This window comes from Gracilibacillus oryzae (genome assembly GCF_009498735.1).
Lineage (GTDB): Bacteria > Bacillota > Bacilli > Bacillales > Amphibacillaceae > Gracilibacillus > Gracilibacillus oryzae.
This window is the reverse complement of the sequence record NZ_ML762425.1, coordinates 393,047-411,731: the sequence shown is the minus strand read 5'-3', so window position 1 is coordinate 411,731 and position 18,685 is coordinate 393,047. Positions and strand designations below refer to the sequence as shown.

At 36.1% G+C, this 18,685-nt stretch carries 22 protein-coding genes; all 22 read left to right on the top strand.

Translation table 11 applies throughout. From position 1 onward, the window contains the following. The first annotated feature begins 2 nt into the window (after positions 1–2). The 22 genes from qcrB to F9U64_RS04655 all read left to right on the top strand — a co-directional run bounded on the left by qcrB (position 3) and on the right by F9U64_RS04655 (position 18,682). The gene (qcrB, locus tag F9U64_RS04760; protein ID WP_153401859.1) at positions 3–677 is read left to right on the top strand and encodes a menaquinol-cytochrome c reductase cytochrome b subunit; all 675 of its coding nucleotides are present in this window, start codon (positions 3–5) and stop codon (positions 675–677) included. 24 nt (positions 678–701) lie between these two features. After that, complete coding sequence (locus F9U64_RS04755; RefSeq protein ID WP_153401858.1) at positions 702–1,475, top strand: menaquinol-cytochrome c reductase cytochrome b/c subunit; 774 nt, start codon at positions 702–704, stop codon at positions 1,473–1,475. A 167-nt stretch (positions 1,476–1,642) separates the two neighbouring features. Beyond that, entirely contained in the window at positions 1,643–2,227 is a 585-nt protein-coding gene (gene lhaT / locus F9U64_RS04750; RefSeq protein WP_228275586.1) for a lipoprotein heptaprenylglyceryl N-acetyltransferase LhaT, read from the top strand. Between the two features lie 68 nt (positions 2,228–2,295). Then, complete coding sequence (locus F9U64_RS04745; RefSeq protein ID WP_194287278.1) at positions 2,296–3,027, top strand: sporulation protein YpjB; 732 nt, start codon at positions 2,296–2,298, stop codon at positions 3,025–3,027. Between the two features lie 57 nt (positions 3,028–3,084). Continuing rightward, the gene (locus F9U64_RS04740; RefSeq protein WP_153401856.1) at positions 3,085–3,759 is read left to right on the top strand and encodes a zinc metallopeptidase; all 675 of its coding nucleotides are present in this window, start codon (positions 3,085–3,087) and stop codon (positions 3,757–3,759) included. A gap of 239 nt (positions 3,760–3,998) precedes the next feature. Next, a complete protein-coding gene (locus tag F9U64_RS04735) occupies positions 3,999–4,328 on the top strand; it encodes a nucleotide pyrophosphohydrolase (RefSeq protein WP_153401855.1) in 330 nt (109 codons plus the stop codon). An 11-nt stretch (positions 4,329–4,339) separates the two neighbouring features. Next, the gene (dapB, locus tag F9U64_RS04730; RefSeq protein WP_153401854.1) at positions 4,340–5,140 is read left to right on the top strand and encodes a 4-hydroxy-tetrahydrodipicolinate reductase; all 801 of its coding nucleotides are present in this window, start codon (positions 4,340–4,342) and stop codon (positions 5,138–5,140) included. A gap of 8 nt (positions 5,141–5,148) precedes the next feature. Beyond that, the gene (gene mgsA, locus F9U64_RS04725) at positions 5,149–5,538 is read left to right on the top strand and encodes a methylglyoxal synthase (protein WP_153401853.1); all 390 of its coding nucleotides are present in this window, start codon (positions 5,149–5,151) and stop codon (positions 5,536–5,538) included. A gap of 27 nt (positions 5,539–5,565) precedes the next feature. Continuing rightward, a complete protein-coding gene (gene bshA, locus F9U64_RS04720) occupies positions 5,566–6,699 on the top strand; it encodes an N-acetyl-alpha-D-glucosaminyl L-malate synthase BshA (protein WP_153401852.1) in 1,134 nt (377 codons plus the stop codon). Next, positions 6,692–7,897, top strand: a complete 1,206-nt coding sequence (locus tag F9U64_RS04715) for a CCA tRNA nucleotidyltransferase (protein WP_153401851.1) — start codon at positions 6,692–6,694, stop codon at positions 7,895–7,897. The genes bshA and F9U64_RS04715 overlap by 8 nt, the downstream gene beginning before the upstream one ends. Continuing rightward, a complete protein-coding gene (locus tag F9U64_RS04710) occupies positions 7,866–8,843 on the top strand; it encodes a biotin--[acetyl-CoA-carboxylase] ligase (RefSeq protein ID WP_153401850.1) in 978 nt (325 codons plus the stop codon). Before F9U64_RS04715 ends, F9U64_RS04710 begins: the two co-directional genes overlap by 32 nt. Positions 8,844–8,857: 14 nt before the next feature. Next, positions 8,858–9,700, top strand: coding sequence for a 3-methyl-2-oxobutanoate hydroxymethyltransferase (gene panB / locus F9U64_RS04705; RefSeq protein WP_153401849.1), 843 nt, complete (start codon positions 8,858–8,860; stop codon positions 9,698–9,700). After that, positions 9,697–10,572: a pantoate--beta-alanine ligase gene (panC, locus tag F9U64_RS04700; RefSeq protein ID WP_153401848.1), complete on the top strand. Its 876-nt coding sequence runs from the start codon at positions 9,697–9,699 to the stop codon at positions 10,570–10,572. The genes panB and panC overlap by 4 nt, the downstream gene beginning before the upstream one ends. A 27-nt stretch (positions 10,573–10,599) precedes the next feature. After that, positions 10,600–10,983, top strand: a complete 384-nt coding sequence (gene panD, locus F9U64_RS04695) for an aspartate 1-decarboxylase (RefSeq protein WP_153401847.1) — start codon at positions 10,600–10,602, stop codon at positions 10,981–10,983. 108 nt (positions 10,984–11,091) lie between these two features. Further along, the gene (locus F9U64_RS04690; protein ID WP_153401846.1) at positions 11,092–12,975 is read left to right on the top strand and encodes an exonuclease domain-containing protein; all 1,884 of its coding nucleotides are present in this window, start codon (positions 11,092–11,094) and stop codon (positions 12,973–12,975) included. Positions 12,976–13,119: 144 nt separating this feature from the next. Next, entirely contained in the window at positions 13,120–13,749 is a 630-nt protein-coding gene (locus F9U64_RS04685; protein WP_153401845.1) for a helicase C-terminal domain-containing protein, read from the top strand. Between the two features lie 59 nt (positions 13,750–13,808). After that, positions 13,809–14,588 carry a ComEC/Rec2 family competence protein gene (locus F9U64_RS04680; RefSeq protein ID WP_153401844.1) on the top strand — a complete coding sequence of 260 codons (780 nt, stop codon included), beginning with the start codon at positions 13,809–13,811 and terminating at the stop codon, positions 14,586–14,588. Between the two features lie 156 nt (positions 14,589–14,744). Beyond that, positions 14,745–14,918: a YpmA family protein gene (locus F9U64_RS04675; protein WP_153401843.1), complete on the top strand. Its 174-nt coding sequence runs from the start codon at positions 14,745–14,747 to the stop codon at positions 14,916–14,918. Next, the gene (locus tag F9U64_RS04670; protein WP_153401842.1) at positions 14,884–15,408 is read left to right on the top strand and encodes a hypothetical protein; all 525 of its coding nucleotides are present in this window, start codon (positions 14,884–14,886) and stop codon (positions 15,406–15,408) included. Before F9U64_RS04675 ends, F9U64_RS04670 begins: the two co-directional genes overlap by 35 nt. Before the next feature lie 14 nt (positions 15,409–15,422). Next, positions 15,423–16,604, top strand: coding sequence for a pyridoxal phosphate-dependent aminotransferase (locus F9U64_RS04665; protein ID WP_153401841.1), 1,182 nt, complete (start codon positions 15,423–15,425; stop codon positions 16,602–16,604). A 27-nt stretch (positions 16,605–16,631) separates the two neighbouring features. Continuing rightward, entirely contained in the window at positions 16,632–17,924 is a 1,293-nt protein-coding gene (gene asnS / locus F9U64_RS04660) for an asparagine--tRNA ligase (RefSeq protein WP_153401840.1), read from the top strand. An 86-nt stretch (positions 17,925–18,010) separates the two neighbouring features. Beyond that, on the top strand, positions 18,011–18,682 hold the full coding sequence (locus tag F9U64_RS04655) for a DnaD domain-containing protein (RefSeq protein WP_153401839.1): 672 nt from the start codon (positions 18,011–18,013) through the stop codon (positions 18,680–18,682). Positions 18,683–18,685: the final 3 nt, after the last annotated feature.

Below are 18,685 nucleotides of genomic sequence, written 5' to 3'. Positions count from 1 at the left end.
AAATGCTTCAAAGAATGTATGATTGGATTGATGAACGTGTAGATATTACACCTCTCTGGCGTGACATTGCAGATCATGAAGTGCCAGAACATGTAAACCCTGCACATCATTTCTCCGCATTTGTATATTGTTTTGGTGGATTGACATTTTTTGTTACTGTTATTCAAGTGTTGTCCGGTATGTTCCTGACAATGTATTATGTTCCGGATATTGAGAATGCATGGCGATCTGTTTATTATTTACAAACAGAAGTTGCACATGGACAAATTGTCCGAGGGATGCACCACTGGGGAGCCAGTGTAGTTATTGTTATGTTGTTTTTACATACATTACGTGTTTTCTTCCAAGGTGCCTATAAGAAACCACGTGAGTTAAACTGGATGGTTGGTGTTCTGATCTTTTTCGTAATGCTTGCTTTAGGTTTAACTGGATACTTATTACCTTGGGATAATAAGGCTTATTTCGCCACAGTTGTTACACTTCAAATTGCAGAAGGTGTTCCTCTCATTGGAGAAATGGCTAAAACTTTACTTAATGGTGATCCTTCCATTGTTGGTGCGCAAACATTGGCTCGTTTCTTTGCGATTCATGTTTTCTTCTTACCAGCAGCATTATTTGTACTAATGGGTATTCACTTTATTATGATTCGTAAGCAAGGGATTTCTGGTCCGCTATAGAATTGACTAAAAGGAGGGATTGCTGTGAAAAAAGGTAAAGGGATGAAATTTGTCGGTGACTCACGGATTCCTGCTGACAAACAAAAGTTTATTCCAAAAGATTATTCGGAATATCCAGGCAGAACAGAAGCATTTTGGCCTAACTTCTTATTAAAAGAATGGCTGGTAGGTGCCGTATTCTTAGTAGGTTTTCTTTGCTTAACGGTAGCACACCCAGCTCCGTTAGAGAAATTGGCCGATCCAACTGATACTGCATATTTACCATTGCCTGACTGGTATTTCTTATTTTTATATCAACTACTAAAATATAAATTTGCTAGTGGAGCATTCTTTGTGCTCGGAGCAATTATTATTCCTGGTTTAGCTTTTGGTGCGTTATTTTTAGCTCCATTCCTGGATAGAGGAGAAGAACGTCGACCGCACAAACGACCTGTCACTACTTCGTTGATGCTATTAGGTTTTATTGCTGTATTCTGGTTAACATATGAAGCTGCTGCCCATGTTGACTGGGAAGCAAAAGCGGAAAACAATAAACCAGAACTGCCGTCTTCAGTAGAAATTGATACATCACATCCTGGTTATGCGGCTTATGAGAATAGTTGCTTACAATGTCATGGTGGTGAATTAGAAGGTGGTCCTGCTGCTCCTACATTAATTGGTGTAGAGTATGGTGTAGATGAAATTAAAGATATTGCTGTCAATGGTATAGGTCAAATGCCAGCAGATCAATTCCAAGGCACGGAGGAAGAATTGCAGCAATTAGCTGAATTTATTGTTTCCGTGAATGAACAAGAGTAATAAAAACCCTCGTCATAATAGATGGACGAGGGTTTTTATTTAGGAAATTGACAGATATAAGCTGTCCATTGCAATTGAAAAGTTCGCTTTCCCTGGCAGTTGCACAGTAATTCTGCAAATCAGTTGATCATTTTATGTATTTTGACTTAAGAGAGGGCGTTTTTAAAATGAAGAAATTATTATTCCATCCTCAGATGATTATAATTGTTTTTTTAATCAATCTGATTGGTACAATATATGGATATTACTGGTATATTGACCAATTAAAAGATACACCGCTAATTTTTGCAGCTTTTGTACCAGACAGCCCAACAGCAAGTTTGTTTTTTACCATATTTTTATTTTACTATCTAAAAGGAAAGAGTGTTCCTGTTATCGAGGCTTTAGCATTTGTTTCATTACTGAAATATGGTATATGGGCTGTAGTGATGAATGTGCTGACATTAACAGTAAATGGAACACTCAGCTGGGAAGGTTATATGCTGATGGCTTCTCACGGCGCTATGGCTCTTCAGGCATTACTTTATGCTCCTCTTTATAAAATAAAGCTGCAGCACCTGGCAATTGCTGGCGTTTTTTTGTTACATAATGAAATAATTGATTATGTATATGGGATGATGCCTGTATATGGAAGCTTGGCAGCCTATACGAATCATATTGGCTATTTTACGTTTTGGTTAAGTGTATTCTGTATCATTACTGTCTATTATGTGTCTATATATAAAAAAGATAATCTTCATCATTACAGATAGACAAATGGAATATCTCAGAATTTTCTTTCATACATTATCTAAAAGATGTTATGGAAGAAGGGATATCTATGCGTTTAAAATACATCATTATCTCCATTGTTTTTATTTGCTTGTTTACTCAATCAATTCCTTTCGTTCAAGCAAACACCACTGCCAGTAATTTATATACATTTGAACGATACGTGCAGGAACAAAGATATCCACAAGCAATGCAAACGTTAGAACAAATAGATGAAAATATGATAAATACGGTCAGGAAAATCCAACCTTCACGTGTTAATTTTGTTGAAATTTTAATTACCAATAATTTAAATCATTTGCTTGATGAAAATATAACTGGTTCAGAAAAATTAAAAATGGCCCAGCAGTTAGTTGTAATGTATGATGCATTAATAACTACGGATGCACCATTATGGCACCGATGGAAAAACGACTTAGAGAAGAATATTGAGACAATCCTGAATGAAAAAACAATCGATGATCAACAGTCGGAAAAGATTATTTACAGATGGGATGTCATATCACCAGTTTTAAGTATGTACTTACCTGAAGAAGAATACAGTGAATTAGAATCCATATTTACTAATTTCAGATTGAAAACTACGGAAGAACAGCATAGCGAGTTGCAAAGTGTGTTTAACCAAATGTCTTTGATCAATCTTGAAACAATCCAGAATAACCAGTTGCAATCCTATTCTGAATGGCTGTTAGTGATTGTCATCGGCTTTATCTTTTTGACCTTATCTTATGTTGGCTGGGTACGGTATAAAGCTGAAACAAAAGTAAATCATACAAATTGACAAGCAGCTTATTTTTGACTAAAATTGACCTTAGATAAAACACATGGAGGGAAAGAGATGGGATATTTAGTCTACTTGGCTATTTTAATCATAGTACCATTATTGGCACAGGGAAAAGTTAAAAGTACTTACAAAAAATATTCAAAAGTAATGAATTCCAATATGGTAACAGGTGCTCAAGTTGCAAGAAAAATATTAGATGATAATGGATTATATGATGTTCAAATAGAAGAAACGAGAGGTGTCCTCTCGGATCACTATGACCCGAGAAAGAAAGTTGTTCGATTATCTAGTGATAACTATCATGGATATTCAGCTGCGGCTGCAGCCATAGCTGCACACGAAGTAGGACATGCAATCCAGGATGCAGAGTCATATGCATTTTTACGTTTTCGCCACAGTTTAGTGCCAATTGCAGGTCTTGGGGATAAGATGTCTTTCATCTTTATTATAGCCGGTTTCCTGCTTGGTCAAATGAATCTGGTATTAGTTGGGGTAATCTTTATGTCATTTGCTGTATTGTTCCAGTTAATAACGTTGCCAGTCGAATTTGATGCATCTAACCGAGCGATGAACCAACTGGTATCTTCAGGTATCATCAGAAATAATGAAGAACGTCAAACGAAAAAAGTACTGAATGCTGCTGCACTGACATATGTGGCTGCCGCTTTAGTTGCATTGGCAGAATTAATTCGCTTTGCGTCAATGTTCTTTTTATCAAGTGATGAATAATGGATTGGGAGACAGGTGTAAATTACGCCTGTTTTTTTATTATCAGAAATTAAAAATGAGAGGTTCTTTTTGCATTAATTTCTAGTGCAATCGACGAAGTCCTAAAGGAGAGTATATTTACTAAGTAAGATATTTCTCTTTAACTTAACAGCATGTCATCCACTTCATCTATTGTGTTATGGTAAAATGGTGAAACAATATGTCTCTGAATGTTATACTTTATCCAAGGAGGGTTTACGATGTATAATAAAGATAGTATGGCTGAAATGCAAAAAAGAGTAGATGACTTTATTTCGCAATATGAGGAAGGTTACTTCTCTCCATTAAGTATGCTGGCAAGATTTACAGAAGAGATAGGCGAATTAGCCAGGGAAGTTAATCATGTTTATGGTGAGAAGCCAAAGAAAACAACGGAAGAAGACAATACGATTGAGGCGGAATTAGGTGACTTACTCTTTGTTTTAATCAGCTTTGCTAATTCTCAAAACATCTCATTAAATGAAGCATTTGACCAAGCAATGTCCAAAATTGAAACAAGAGATAAGAACAGATGGACAAAGAAAGAGTAGGGGGTTATTAAATGGAAAAAATAAAAGTGATTGTAGCAGGCCCGCGCGGGAAAATGGGTTCTGAAGCATTAAGAATGATTGAAAAACAAGATGACTTAGAATTGGTTGCTTGTCTTGATCATCAATTTAATGGAATGAAAATTAGTGAAATTGATAATTTACCATCATTCGATGCACTTATTTATACAGATATTCAGGAATGCTTTGATTCTGTAAAGGCGGATGTGTTAGTTGATTTGACAACACCTGAATTTGGTTATTTACATACAAAAACAGCAATTGAGAATGGAATTAGACCTGTTGTAGGAACAACTGGTTTTACCGACGAACAATTACAAGAATTAACAGAATTATCTGAAGAAAAAGGAATTGGTGTAATTATCGCCCCAAACTTTGCACTTGGAGCTGTGTTAATGATGCAATTTGCAAAATGGGCAGCTAAGTACTTCCCGGATGTGGAAATTATTGAAAAACATCATGATAACAAGTTAGATGCACCTTCCGGAACTGCAGTAAAAACAGCACAACTTATCAGTGAAGTAAGAGAAGCTAAGAAACAAGGCCATCCGGATGAGAAAGAAACGATTTCTGGCGCACGTGGCGCTGAAATGGAAGGAATGAGGATTCACAGTATGCGTCTGCCGGGCCTAGTAGCCCATCAGGAAGTGGTATTTGGATCAAAAGGAGAGAATTTAACAATCAAACATGATTCCTTTCATCGAGAATCCTTCATGACTGGTGTGAAGCTCGCAATAGACCAAGTAATGAAATTAGATATATTAGTATACGGATTAGAGAATATATTGGAGTAGGTGAAAATATGAAGATAGCATTAATTGCTCATGACAAAAAGAAAGTTGATATGATTAATTTTACTGTTGCCTATACTAGCATCCTGGAAAAGCATACTTTGTTTGCAACGGGAACAACCGGTTTGAAAATTCAAGAGGCAACGGGATTGGATGTGGAACGATTTCAATCTGGGCCACTTGGGGGTGACCAGCAGATTGGGGCAAAAATTGCGAATAATGAGATGGATCTGGTTATTTTCTTCCGAGATCCATTAACAGCTCAACCACATGAGCCGGATATTACTGCCTTAATGCGACTTTGCGACGTTTATCAAATTCCATTAGTAACCAATTTAGGCGGAGCTGAAGTGATGATTCGCGCACTAGATAAGGGACTGTTTGAGTGGAGAAACGTTTGATAAGTAAAGATAAGGAAGGACAATTGTATGTTAAAAATAGGAATAACATGTTATCCTTCAGTTGGTGGATCTGGGATTATAGCAACTGAATTAGGTAAGATGCTTGCCAAGAAAGGGCATGAAGTACATTTTATCACTTCAAGCGTGCCATTTCGATTGAATCTGTTTCATCCAAATATTTATTTTCACGAAGTGGAACTGAACCATTATCCTGTCTTTCAATATCCGCCTTATGACTTAGCTCTGGCAACGAAAATGGCAGAAGTGATTGATGGAGAGAAACTAGATATTATTCATGCTCATTATGCTGTTCCACATGCCATTTGTGCAATATTAGCCAAACAAATGGCGAAACATCCTGTCAAAATTGTGACAACATTGCATGGTACAGATATAACTGTATTAGGTATTGATTCAAGTATGAAGAAATTGATCAGGTTCGGGATAGAAGCATCTGACGCAGTTACTGCTGTTTCCAAAAGTCTGGTAAATCAGACAAAAGAAATGATAGGAGTTACAAACGATATAGAAGTTGTTTATAATTTCATCAATGAAAATGAGTATTTTCATAATACGGAGCCAAATTTAAAAGAAAAATACAATATTCCTTCTGATGAAAAAGTACTTATTCATATATCCAATTTTCGAAAAGTAAAACGTGTGGAAGACGTTGTGCGTACATTTGACCTTGTAAATAAACAAATACCGACAACATTATTATTAGTCGGTGATGGCCCGGAATACAGCAAAGTACAGGATCTTGTTCATGAACTGCAGTTAGAGAAGAAAGTCCACTTCTTAGGAAAACAAAAGAATATTCCCGAGTTATTATCTCTGGCTGATGTAAAACTTCTATTATCAGAAAAAGAGAGTTTCGGACTTGTTTTACTTGAAGCAATCGGCTGTGGCGTTGTCTGTGTCGGAACGAATACTGGCGGCATTCCAGAGGTTATTCAGCACAATCATACAGGATTTATTGAGCAGTTAGGAGATATTGAAAATATTGCAAAGCGGGTAATCAGTTTGTTAGAAAATCCACAAAAGATGGAGGAAATGGCCCGTAACGCAAGTGAATATGCAAGTAAGCATTTCTCTTCGGAAAAAGTTCTGGCACATTATGAAAAGATTTATACACAAGTGTTAGGTGAGGAAAATGAATGAAATATTATTGCAAAAAGCTCTTCAAGTCATTCAGGTACTAGAAAGCCATCAGTATCAAGCCTACCTTGTTGGCGGAGCTGTTAGAGATCACTTGCTTGGCAGAGAGGTTGCAGATGCTGATATTGCAACCTCGGCCCTTCCTGATGAAGTGATGCAGTTATTTGATAAAGTATTTCCCACAGGGATTGAACACGGAACTGTCCTGGTAAGATGGGAAGGGGAATCATTTGAAGTCACCACATTCAGGCAAGAGAGTGACTATGAAGACTTTCGGCACCCAAATCAAGTGATGTTTGTTACAGATATTAAGGAAGATTTATCACGAAGGGATTTTACTATTAATGCGATGGCTATGGATCATAATTTATCCATTATTGATCCCTTTCACGGAAGGAACGATATCCATAGACAAATGTTGCGTACGGTTGGAAATGCAACGGAACGTTTTCAGGAAGATCCCTTAAGAATGATGAGAGCTGTTCGCTTTAGCAGTCAATTAGGATTTATAATTGAAAGAGAAACAATAAATGCAATAGAGAGAAATGGATCACTACTATCTCATATAGCAATGGAAAGAATAGCAGTGGAGTGGGAAAAATTGTTGGCAGGTTCCTTTATCGAATTAAGTTTAGAAGCGCTTTTCTTAACAAAATTATATAAATATATACCAATTATTTCAGGTAGTTCCATTATACAAGAAAAAATCCAGCATATTCATGTACCAATCCACTCTATTTCTGCGTTCATCTCCTATTTAACCATTAGTGAGCCTGCTGTTTCGGTTGAGGAGTGGACGAAGAGCTGGAAATTATCCAATCAAACAAAGCGTCATGCTAATCAAATTAAAGATGCCATTCAGATATACAGAAATGGCGAGGCAGATTGGGCAATTTATCAAGTGCCATCTGACTTAATTGAGCATTTTGTTTTGGTTTATCAATTACTGCATGAAGTTAGGTTGAAAGCGGAGACAATTCACCAAATCAAACGATCATTGCCGATCCATAACACACAGCAGTTAGCTGTTAATGGAAATCATATAAAGCAACTCTTCCCATCTGAAACCCCTGGTAAATGGATTCAGGAACTGTTGACAATTGTAGAAAAATCAGTGGTAACAGGTAAACTTAAAAATGATCGAAATACAATAAGTGAGTGGGTAATCAATGAAAGAGACGAAACGAGACCAACTAATTAATTTATTGGCTCAAAATGAAAAAGACTTTATCTCCGGACAGGCAGTGTCGGGAAAATTGAATATTTCCAGAACTGCTGTATGGAAACATATCAATGAATTAAAAAAAGATGGTTATCAATTTGAAGCAGTGCCGAAGAAGGGCTACAGATTAATTTCAAGCCCAACCTCTGTAAATGAGACTACCATTAAATGGGACTTGAAAACAGAATGGTTAGGTCAAACACTTATATTTAAAGATGAAGTAGATTCTACACAAAATATTGCCCATCAGTTAGCAAGAGAAGGTGCAGAAAGCGGGACTGTGGTAGTTGCTAATAAACAATTAAAAGGCAGAGGGAGATTAAACAGAAAATGGATTTCCCATCAAGATGACGGAATTTGGATGAGCCTGATTTTGAGACCGGAAATGCCGCCATATCAAGCTTCTCAAATGACATTATTTACAGCAGTATCTGTTGTCGATACAATCAGCAAGTTTGTAAAGCTTCCTGTTAAAATTAAATGGCCTAATGATTTATTTATTGGTAATAAGAAATTTTGTGGAATATTAACAGAAATGCAAGCAGAATTAGATCATATTGAGTATCTGGTAATTGGGATCGGATTAAACATTAATCAGAAGCAAACAGCCTTTCCAACAGAAATTCAGTCCAAAACCACGTCTTTAGCAATTGCATCAAATCAACACTTCGATAGAAAAACATTAATTCAGCAATTACTAGTGGATTATGAAAAAAATTATTTAGAATTTCAGCGAACCGGTTTTTCCTATGTGAAAGACAAATGGATCGAAAATGCTTATAAGTTAGGTGAAAATGTGTTTATCAAAATGCCTAAAAAGTCATTTGAAGCTACAATAAAGGGGATTTCTGATGATGGGGCTTTGCTTGTGCAAACGAATCAGAATACGATAGAAAAAGTCTATAGTGCAGAAATCCACTGGTAAGGAGTTTTATTAAATTGAAAACGACAATCCAAATAAAAGAGATGAAAAAAAACAAAGAGAAAATTACAATGGTAACAGCATATGATTATCCTTCAGCTAAATTGGCTGAACAGGCAGAGGTAGATATGTTATTAGTAGGTGATTCTCTTGGTATGGTCGTTCTTGGCTATAAGTCCACAATTGAAGTAACAGTAGAAGATATGATTCATCACGGAATGGCAGTAACCAGGGGCGCTAAAGATACTTTTGTAGTAATAGATATGCCGTTTATGTCCTACCACATTTCAACTGAGAATTCGTTGGAAAATGCCCGGCGAATCATCCAGAAAACGAATGCACATGCAGTAAAAGTGGAAGGAGCTGCACAGCACATATTAGACTTGACAGAACGTTTAACAGTGGCGGGGGTACCTGTTTTCGGACACTTGGGATTAACCCCTCAATCGGTCCATGTCTTAGGTGGTTACCGTGTCCAGGGAAAGAACAGGGAAACAGCGAAGCAATTAATAATAGATGCAAAAAATCTGGAGAGAGCCGGGGCTATCGGTATCGTATTAGAATGTGTACCAGACCTTTTAGCAAAATATATTTCTGAACAATTAACGATCCCGACCATCGGGATTGGTGCAGGTATGGATTGTGATGGTCAGGTCCTTGTGTATCATGATATTCTTCAGTATGCTGTTGAATATACACCATCATTTGTTCAAAAGTATGAAGAAATAGGGAACCGGACAAAAGAAGCAATTAAAAAATACTGTTCAGATGTAAAGACAGGACAATTCCCGACAAACTCTCATAAATTTTCAATGGAACCTTCTCTTATGAAAGAGATTATACAGGAGGAAAACCAATGAAAGTTATCCGTACGGTAAATGAGATGGTAGAGATTGCAACTAGTGTAAAGGCGAATGATCAAACAATCGGTTTTGTTCCCACAATGGGCTATCTGCATGATGGGCACGCCAAATTAATTGATCAATGTAGGAAAGAATCCCAAATTGTTATTGTCAGTATTTTTGTTAATCCTTTACAATTCGGGCCAAATGAAGACTTTGAAAGATATCCTCGGGATGAAAAAAGAGATTGCATGATAGCTGAAAGCCATGGTGTTGATTACATATTCATACCTTCTGTTGAAGAAATGTATCGAGACAACTCGTCCATTAAACTCCAGGTAGTCGAGCGCACAAATGTTTTGTGTGGCAGAAGCAGGGCAGGTCATTTTGATGGGGTAGTTACTGTCTTAGCCAAACTGTTTCATATTACAAAGGCGGATCTGGCTTTCTTTGGTATGAAAGACGCTCAGCAAATTGCAGTAGTGAAGGCTTTTGTGGATGATTTAAACTTTTCCGTTAAAATCCGGCCAGTACCAACTATTCGAGAAGACGATGGTTTGGCACGCAGCAGTCGGAATGTTTACTTATCTCAACAGGAAAGAGCAGATGCTGCTAGTTTATACAGCTCTTTGAAAGTGGGACAACATTTAATAATTGACGGTGAGAAAAATCCTGTTATGATAATAGATGAAGTGAAAAAGAATATTCATAGACACACAAACGGTACAATAGACTATGTAGAAATTTTATCATATCCAGATCTAAAAGCGGTAACGGTTATTAATCAGCAGATTATTATTGCCATTGCTGTGAATTTTCAAAAGGCGAGATTAATTGATAATCTGGTGATAAATGAACATGGGATAATTGTTAGGGACCCTTTCGAATGAAATGGGCTGTATATAGGAGGAAACGAAATGTTACGCTCAATGATGAAATCGAAAATTCATCGTGCTACAGTAACAGAAGCTAATCTTAATTATGTTGGCAGTATAACAATCGATAAAGAAATTATAGAAAAAGTTGGAATATTGCCACATGAAAAAGTTCAAATTGTCAATAATAATAATGGAGCAAGGCTTGAAACATATGTAATACCAGGCGAGTATGGAAGCAAAATTATATGTCTTAATGGTGCAGCTGCTCGTCTTGTGCAGCCAGGTGATATTGTCATTATTGTTTCTTATGCACTTATTTCCGATGATGAATTAGCACAATTCAAACCAAAAGTAGCGATAATGGATGAGAATAATACCGTAACACAATTAATTGATCAAGAGCCACCATTATCATCTTTTTAGGCACTGAGTTATGTATGAGAAACTCTTATCAATGTGATAAGAGTTTCTTTCTTTCTAAGACTGCTTTTATACGAATACGTGCAAATTTGATTAGAATGGGGTGAGTTTTTGAATAAATATGCTGTAATTGATGTAGAAACAACTGGTCATGCCCCAACAAAAGATGATAGAATCATTGAAATAGGTATTGTCGTTGTTCAAAATGGCGAATTTATTAAAGAATACAATCAACTTATTAATCCGTTAAAAAAAATTCCGCCTTTTATCTCTCATCTCACATCGATTCATGATGAAGATGTGGAAGATCAGCCTTTGTTTGAAGAGGTTGCAGATGAGATATTGGAAATATTGCATGATGCCATAATTGTGGCCCACAATATTACATTTGATCTGAATTTTGTGAATGCAGAACTGGAACGGGTTGGAAAATCAAAACTTCAGCCAGAGGTTATTGATACCGTTGAATTAGCGCGTATATTATTTCCCAAAGCACCTGGGTATAAGTTAAACGAGCTGGCAAATTTTCTTTATATTACACATGATCAGCCGCATCGAGCGATTTCTGATGCACTGGTTACGGCAGATTTACTGTTAATCATCTTGCAGAAATTTCATTCTTTACCGAATCAGTTACATGAGCAATTAATCCAGTTGTCCACTCAATTAAAAACTGATTTGACTTTGTTACTACCAGAACAACCTGTACTGGAACGAAATGACCTTATTGCACTTAATAACATCTATCTTAGAAAGATTCCAGAGAAGAAACAGGATATTATATATGAGCATTCTTCCTATCAGGAATTTCTTGAACGCATTTATCATAAGAACGGATTTTTGGCTAGCATAATGAAAGATTATGAAATGAGAGAAGACCAATTGTTTATTAGTGAAACAATTTATGATCACTTTCAAACAAAAAGGCATGCGATGATAGAAGCAGACACAGGGATTGGAAAGTCTATAGCATACCTGCTCCCATCTGTCTATGAAGCAATTGTAACAGGGAAGCCTGTAGTTATCAGCACATCGAATGTTAATTTGCAGACGAAATTATTAAAAGAAGATATGCAGCAAATTAATCACTTCTTCAAGAGCACAATCAATGTATCGATTGTGAAAGGAAAGAACCATTATTTAAGTCTTGCTAAATTTGAGACATTTTTACATGACCAATTACAAAAGTCCTACCATCACCAGCTGATTAAAGCAATGATCCTCGTATGGCTAACAGAAACGGACACTGGTGACTTGGATGAAATACAATTTCCGAAACGGGATCAACATATAAGGCAACAATTAGTTGTAAACAACCGGAATGAAGATATTAACTGGGGGATGTACAGTTTTTATGAACGAATTAGACAACAAGCATCAGAATCGCAAGTGATCATTACAAATCATGCGTTACTTTCACTTGACTTAAAGACAAATGATACACTCATCCCCTCGTATAATAAACTGATTTTGGATGAAGCACATCATTTTGATTTAACTGCATCCAGATACTTAGGGGAGTCTTTAAATTATTTCGAATTAATTGCTTATTTGCAGCGGCTGGAAATGGAACTGAATAAACAAGAAATGGAAAGATCGAAACAGAGAGAACAAATATTGAATGTTAAGTATGAAATTGATTCCTTGTTCCGATTATTATTCCTGTATGTAAAAAATGCAAAGAGTATGGAAAAATCTTATAATGATAAAGGAAGAATTCAAAGAACCTGGGAACCTGGAAATGATACACATGATGGCAAAATTATTGAAGATTCAGTAAGACGAACAATAATGGAAATGGAAAAAACCTCATCTGTTCTAAATGACGATGAACTAACCATGTATATCAATAATATAAAGCAACTATTGTTAGTTAATAAAAGTCTCTCTGTGACATGGCTGGAAATCGACCAGAACGGTGCCCAAAATGCCGTCTATATAAACAGAGAACTTTTCTCCGCAACAGAAGAGCTTGCAGCAAAATTGTTCAATTAAAAAGAAAGTATTATATTAATTAGTGCCACATTAACCATTGAAAATTCTTTTGATTATTATAGAAAGAGACTCGGGGTTTCAAAAGACGAGGTTTCATGCTTTCAACTGGATTCACATTTTCCTTATGAACAGAATGTACAATTAATGGTACCTTCTGACTTTCCGGAAATAAAGTATCCAAATAATACTGACTTTATTTATGCGACATGTGAAGCCATTATTTCTCTTGCTGGAGTATTGAATGGAAAGATATTGGCGTTGTTCACATCCTATGATATGTTAAAAAGTGCTTATTATATTTTAAAAGAATCTGAGGAATTAGCGGATTATATTATTATTGGCCAAGGTATTTCCTCTGGGAGCAGAAACCGTTTAATTAAACATTTTCAATCATTTTCACAGTCGATTCTTTTAGGAACGAATGCTTATTGGGAAGGGATAGATATACCTGGAGAGGATTTATCCTGTGTTATTATTGTAAAACTGCCATTCCAGGCACCAAATGATCCAGTTTTTGCAAAAAAAGCGGAATATTATAAGCAAATGGGTAAAAACCCTTTTATGGAATTATCGTTACCAAAAGCTGTGTTTCAGTTTAAGCAAGGATTTGGCCGATTGATCAGGAGAGAAACAGATAAAGGTGTCATTTTTGTTTTGGATGAGCGAATTATGACAAAGAAATATGGGAAATATTTTACCCAATCTATCCCAGATGTACCCATGCATTTTGAACCGATTTATCAGCTGATAGAAAAAGTAAATGATTGGATCTGATAATAAAATCAACTTGTGCCATCCTAATGGATAAGACCATGGAAAGCAGGATGCATAAGATGAATTGTAAATTTATTATTATATTTGGCCTTATCCTATGTTTGGCATTTATGGATGCAACTAGATTGCATGCCGAACAGAGGCTGGATGATGAGGTTATTGACATTATTTTTCTAAACTTGCCAGATGGTGAGGCTACATTAATTAAAACAGAATCTGGTGACAATATTTTAGTAAATACAGGTGCAAAGTTAAGTTATAAGGAACTGTTAATTCAATTGAAGGAATTGATGGTTACCGAAATTGATCAGTTGATTGTAACAAGCAGTGATGAAGAGTATGCTGCCAATATCGAAGAAATCAGGAAAAAGTTTCATGTTAAAAAATTTTTATTACCTGATGGTTTTCTGTTAGATGATAATAACTTAAATATTCAATATTGGAAGGATGTCGATCAGTACACTTTATCCAAAAGAGTTACCATTAAGAATATTGATGAGAATGCGAATGGGGATGCAACCTTTGTTTTACAGTATGGTGAGGAAACCGTATTGTTTCTCAATGACAAGAATATAGCTTTTGAAGAAAAACTGTATCCAAATTTAAAACAAATCGATATTGTGAAAATCGCCGCTTTTGGCAGTGGGAACTCGCCATCCCAACGTTTACTTCAACAATTAGATCCTTACATTGGCATTATCTTTCACAGCCCTGAATATAACATTAATGAAGATCTTGTCGAAAGATTGTTTGCATCATGGATTGATGCTTACTTTTTAAAACAGACAGGAAGTATTTATATTCGTCTATCGGTTAATGATTATGAACTTCTTTCCTAGAATGGAGCACGTGCTTAATCTATTGAAACCAACATGATATAATAAATAGGGGAAATAAGAAAATTCGTTCCGTAAATGCATTTTTTAGTTGAAAAAAAGTGAAATCTCAATCAAAATAGATTAAGATAGCTGCTTGAATTTTTTGGGGGTGTCAGAATGGATCAATCAAAAATTATAACCTTATCAACAGTAAAGTTAAATTATTCAGAGGACCTGTATAAAGTTGTCGATAGTCTGAATCGAACATTAAAAGAAGATGATTTAATGTTTGGCTTAACATTAAGTGAGGATGATCATGGGAAAGCTATTTTTACCATTTATCGAACTTAAGAAAAGTGTTGTTATTAGTTGGATAGCAATCATTTTATTTGGCGGCGTTTTGTTTTACTTTATACATATTTACAAGCAGGTTATGGATGATAAAGTTAGCCAGTATGATGAGGTGCGGCAATATTTATTGGAAGAAGAGCCAACGATTAGTAAGATAAATACTATTGAACGATACCATGGGGATAAACTTTATTATGTGGCTGATGCAGAAATGGAAGAAAATAATGCTTTTATCTTTGTAACAGAGAATGACACGGATTTTCATTACAATGTCTATAACAAAGATGATTTCTATGCAACAGATGAAATTCTAACAGAGTGGCAGAATTCTTGTTCTAATTGCAAATTAATAAACTCAGCAATCGGGATGTTAAACGGGAATCCAGCATTAGAGATTAAATATATGTTGGACAAACAATTAGTATATGAGCATGTATTATTAAGTGATAAATCAACATATACGCTAACAATTGACCCATTAATAAATTAGGGAAGGTGAATTTTATGGAATTAGCAAATAGAGTGCAAACATTAACACCATCTTCAACTTTAGCAATTACAGCAAAAGCAAAAGAATTGAAACAAGCAGGTCATGATGTAATCGGTCTTGGGGCAGGGGAACCTGATTTTAATACTCCTGATCATATCCTGGATGCCGCATCTAAAGCAATGTATGAAGGTTTTACTAAATATACACCAGCCGGCGGAACAGTTGAGTTAAAAAAAGCAATACAATCAAAAATGAGTAAAGATCACAGTCTGACATATGATATGGATCAAATTATCGTTACAATCGGTGCCAAACATGCGCTGTATACCTTATTTCAAGTTTTACTAAATAAAGGGGACGAAGTGATTGTCCCTGCACCGTACTGGGTAAGTTATCCAGAACAGATCAAATTAGCAGAAGGAACTCCGGTATTTGTTAATGCAATGGAAGAAAATGAATTCAAATTAACTCCGGACCAGCTGGAAGATGCAATCACTGAAAAAACAAAGGCAGTTATTATCAATTCGCCAAGTAATCCAACTGGTGTGATGTATGAAAAAGAAGAATTACAAGCATTAGGAGAAGTCTGTTTAAAACATGATATCTTTATTGTGTCAGATGAAATTTATGAGAAATTAACCTATACAGAAACCGATCACGTTTCGATAGCGGAATTATCTGACAGCTTAAAAGAAAATACCATTATTATTAATGGTGTTTCCAAATCTCATTCCATGACAGGCTGGAGAATTGGTTATGCAGTCGGGAATAAACAAATTATTAAAGCAATGACCAATCTCGCTTCTCATTCCACATCAAATCCAACTTCTATTTCACAAGTAGCGGCTGAATCGGCTTATACAGGAAGCCAGGAGCCTGTACAAGTCATGAAGGAGGCATTTAATGAGCGATTGGAAAGACTTTATGAATTGCTTGTTGCTATACCGGGAGTTGACTGTGTGAAGCCAAAAGGCGCTTTTTATTTGTTTCCAAATGTGAAAAAGGCAGTAGAAATGAATGGTTTTGAGTCAGTTGACGAGTGGGTTACAGCAATTTTAGAGGAAGAGAAAGTAGCACTGGTTCCTGGTTCCGGTTTCGGTGCCCCGGATAATGTACGATTATCTTATGCTATCTCAATAGAACAGCTAGAAGAAGCAGCAAATCGAATTAAACGTTTTGTGGAAAATCATCAATAAACGTTTAAGGATGATGGAGGAGAATAAATGAAAACAACGATAAATAGAGTGAGTGAATTTGTAAACAAGGAAGTGACAATAGGGGTCTGGTTAGCTAATAAGCGTTCAAGCGGGAAGATTGCTTTTCTGCAGCTGCGTGACGGTACAGGTTTTATCCAAGGTGTTGTCGTCAAGGCAGATGTAACAGAAGAAACGTTTGCGGCTGCAAAATCCATAACACAAGAATCAGCCCTGTATGTAACTGGTACAGTTGTTGAAGATTCGAGATCACCCTTTGGGTATGAAATGCAAGTTAGTGAAATAGAAATAATCCATGAATCAAAGGATTATCCGATTACACCGAAAGAGCATGGAACAGAGTTTCTAATGGATCATCGTCATTTATGGCTGCGTTCCAAAAAGCAGCATGCGATCATGAAAATTCGTAATCAAATTATTCAAGCTACGTATCATTTCTTTGAGAAAGAAGATTTTGTTAAAATTGACCCGCCAATCTTAACAGGTTCAGCGGCAGAAGGTACAACAGAATTATTTCATACAAAGTATTTTGATGAAGAAGCTTATTTATCTCAAAGCGGCCAGTTGTATATGGAAGCAGCTGCGATGGCTTTAGGAAAGGTTTTCTCATTTGGGCCAACATTCCGAGCAGAGAAATCGAAAACGAGAAGACATTTAATCGAGTTTTGGATGATCGAACCTGAAATGGCTTTTACAACACATGAGGAAAGTTTGGAAATCCAGGAAAAATACGTACAATTCATCGTGGAATCTGTATTGGGGAATTGTCAACTGGAATTAAATACTTTGGGCAGATCTGTAGAGAAATTAGAGCAAATCAAGGCACCATTTCCAAGAATCACGTATGATCATGCGATCGAACTGCTGAAAGAGAAAGGGTTTAGTGATGTGGAATGGGGCGAAGATTTTGGTGCCCCGCACGAAACAGCAATTGCTGAGAGTTTTGATAAGCCTGTATTTATCACACATTACCCTAAAGAAATTAAAGCATTCTATATGAAGCCGGATCCTGACCGTGATGACGTCGTTCAATGTGCTGACTTAATTGCACCAGAGGGATATGGTGAAATTATTGGTGGTTCGGCAAGAATTGATGATATGGCTTTAATGGAACAAAGGTACAAAGAGCATAACCTGTCAGGGGAAGCCTATAAATGGTATTTGGAGTTACGTCAGTATGGCAGTGTACCACATGCAGGATTCGGATTAGGCTTAGAACGGACTGTTGCGTGGATCTGTGGCGTTGACCATGTGAGGGAAACTATTCCTTTTCCAAGACTCTTAAACAGATTATATCCTTAATTCCAATAAAATAGTTAAGCAATGTAGTAATCCTTTGCATTTTAAATGCAAAGGATTATCATGTTTCTAGACAAGGTGGTGGAAAAATGAGTTATAGTCAAATTGTATCAGATCAAATAGCAGTATCAAAACTGTTGATAAACCAGTACCACAAACTTGGTATGAATGAACAGCAACTAGTTATCTTATTACACATCTACATTTCCAAGATCAATGGTGTTCATTTTCCAACCCCAGAAGAGATTTCTGAAAATATGACCATAACAACAGAAGAATGTTCCCGGCATTTACGTAATTTAATACAGTTAGGCTACTTACAAATCGAAGAAGATGAGACGAGTGGTAAATTAAAAGAGATGTACTCATTAGAAAGTTTGTGGGAAAAGATCTATAAGGAGCCTGAAAAGATTGAAAATAAAGAAGAAGCCCAGATAGGTGAAATGTTTCGCCGTTTTGAACAAGAATTTGGCAGACCTCTGTCTCCATTTGAAATTGAAAGGATTAACTCATGGATTGATGAAGAAAAATATTCGATAGAGCTTATTTATGCTGCATTAAGGGAAGCTGTTCTTATGAGTAAACTGAATTTTAATTATATTGACCGGATATTGATTGATTGGGTGAAAAAAGGTGTACGCTCCTTAGCACAAGCAAAAGAAACGAGCAAATCATTTCATGAACACAAGAATACCGAAAGCAAGCCCAGTCAAAACAAACCAAACAGGAAAAAATTGTACTATAACTGGCTGGATGAATAAAAA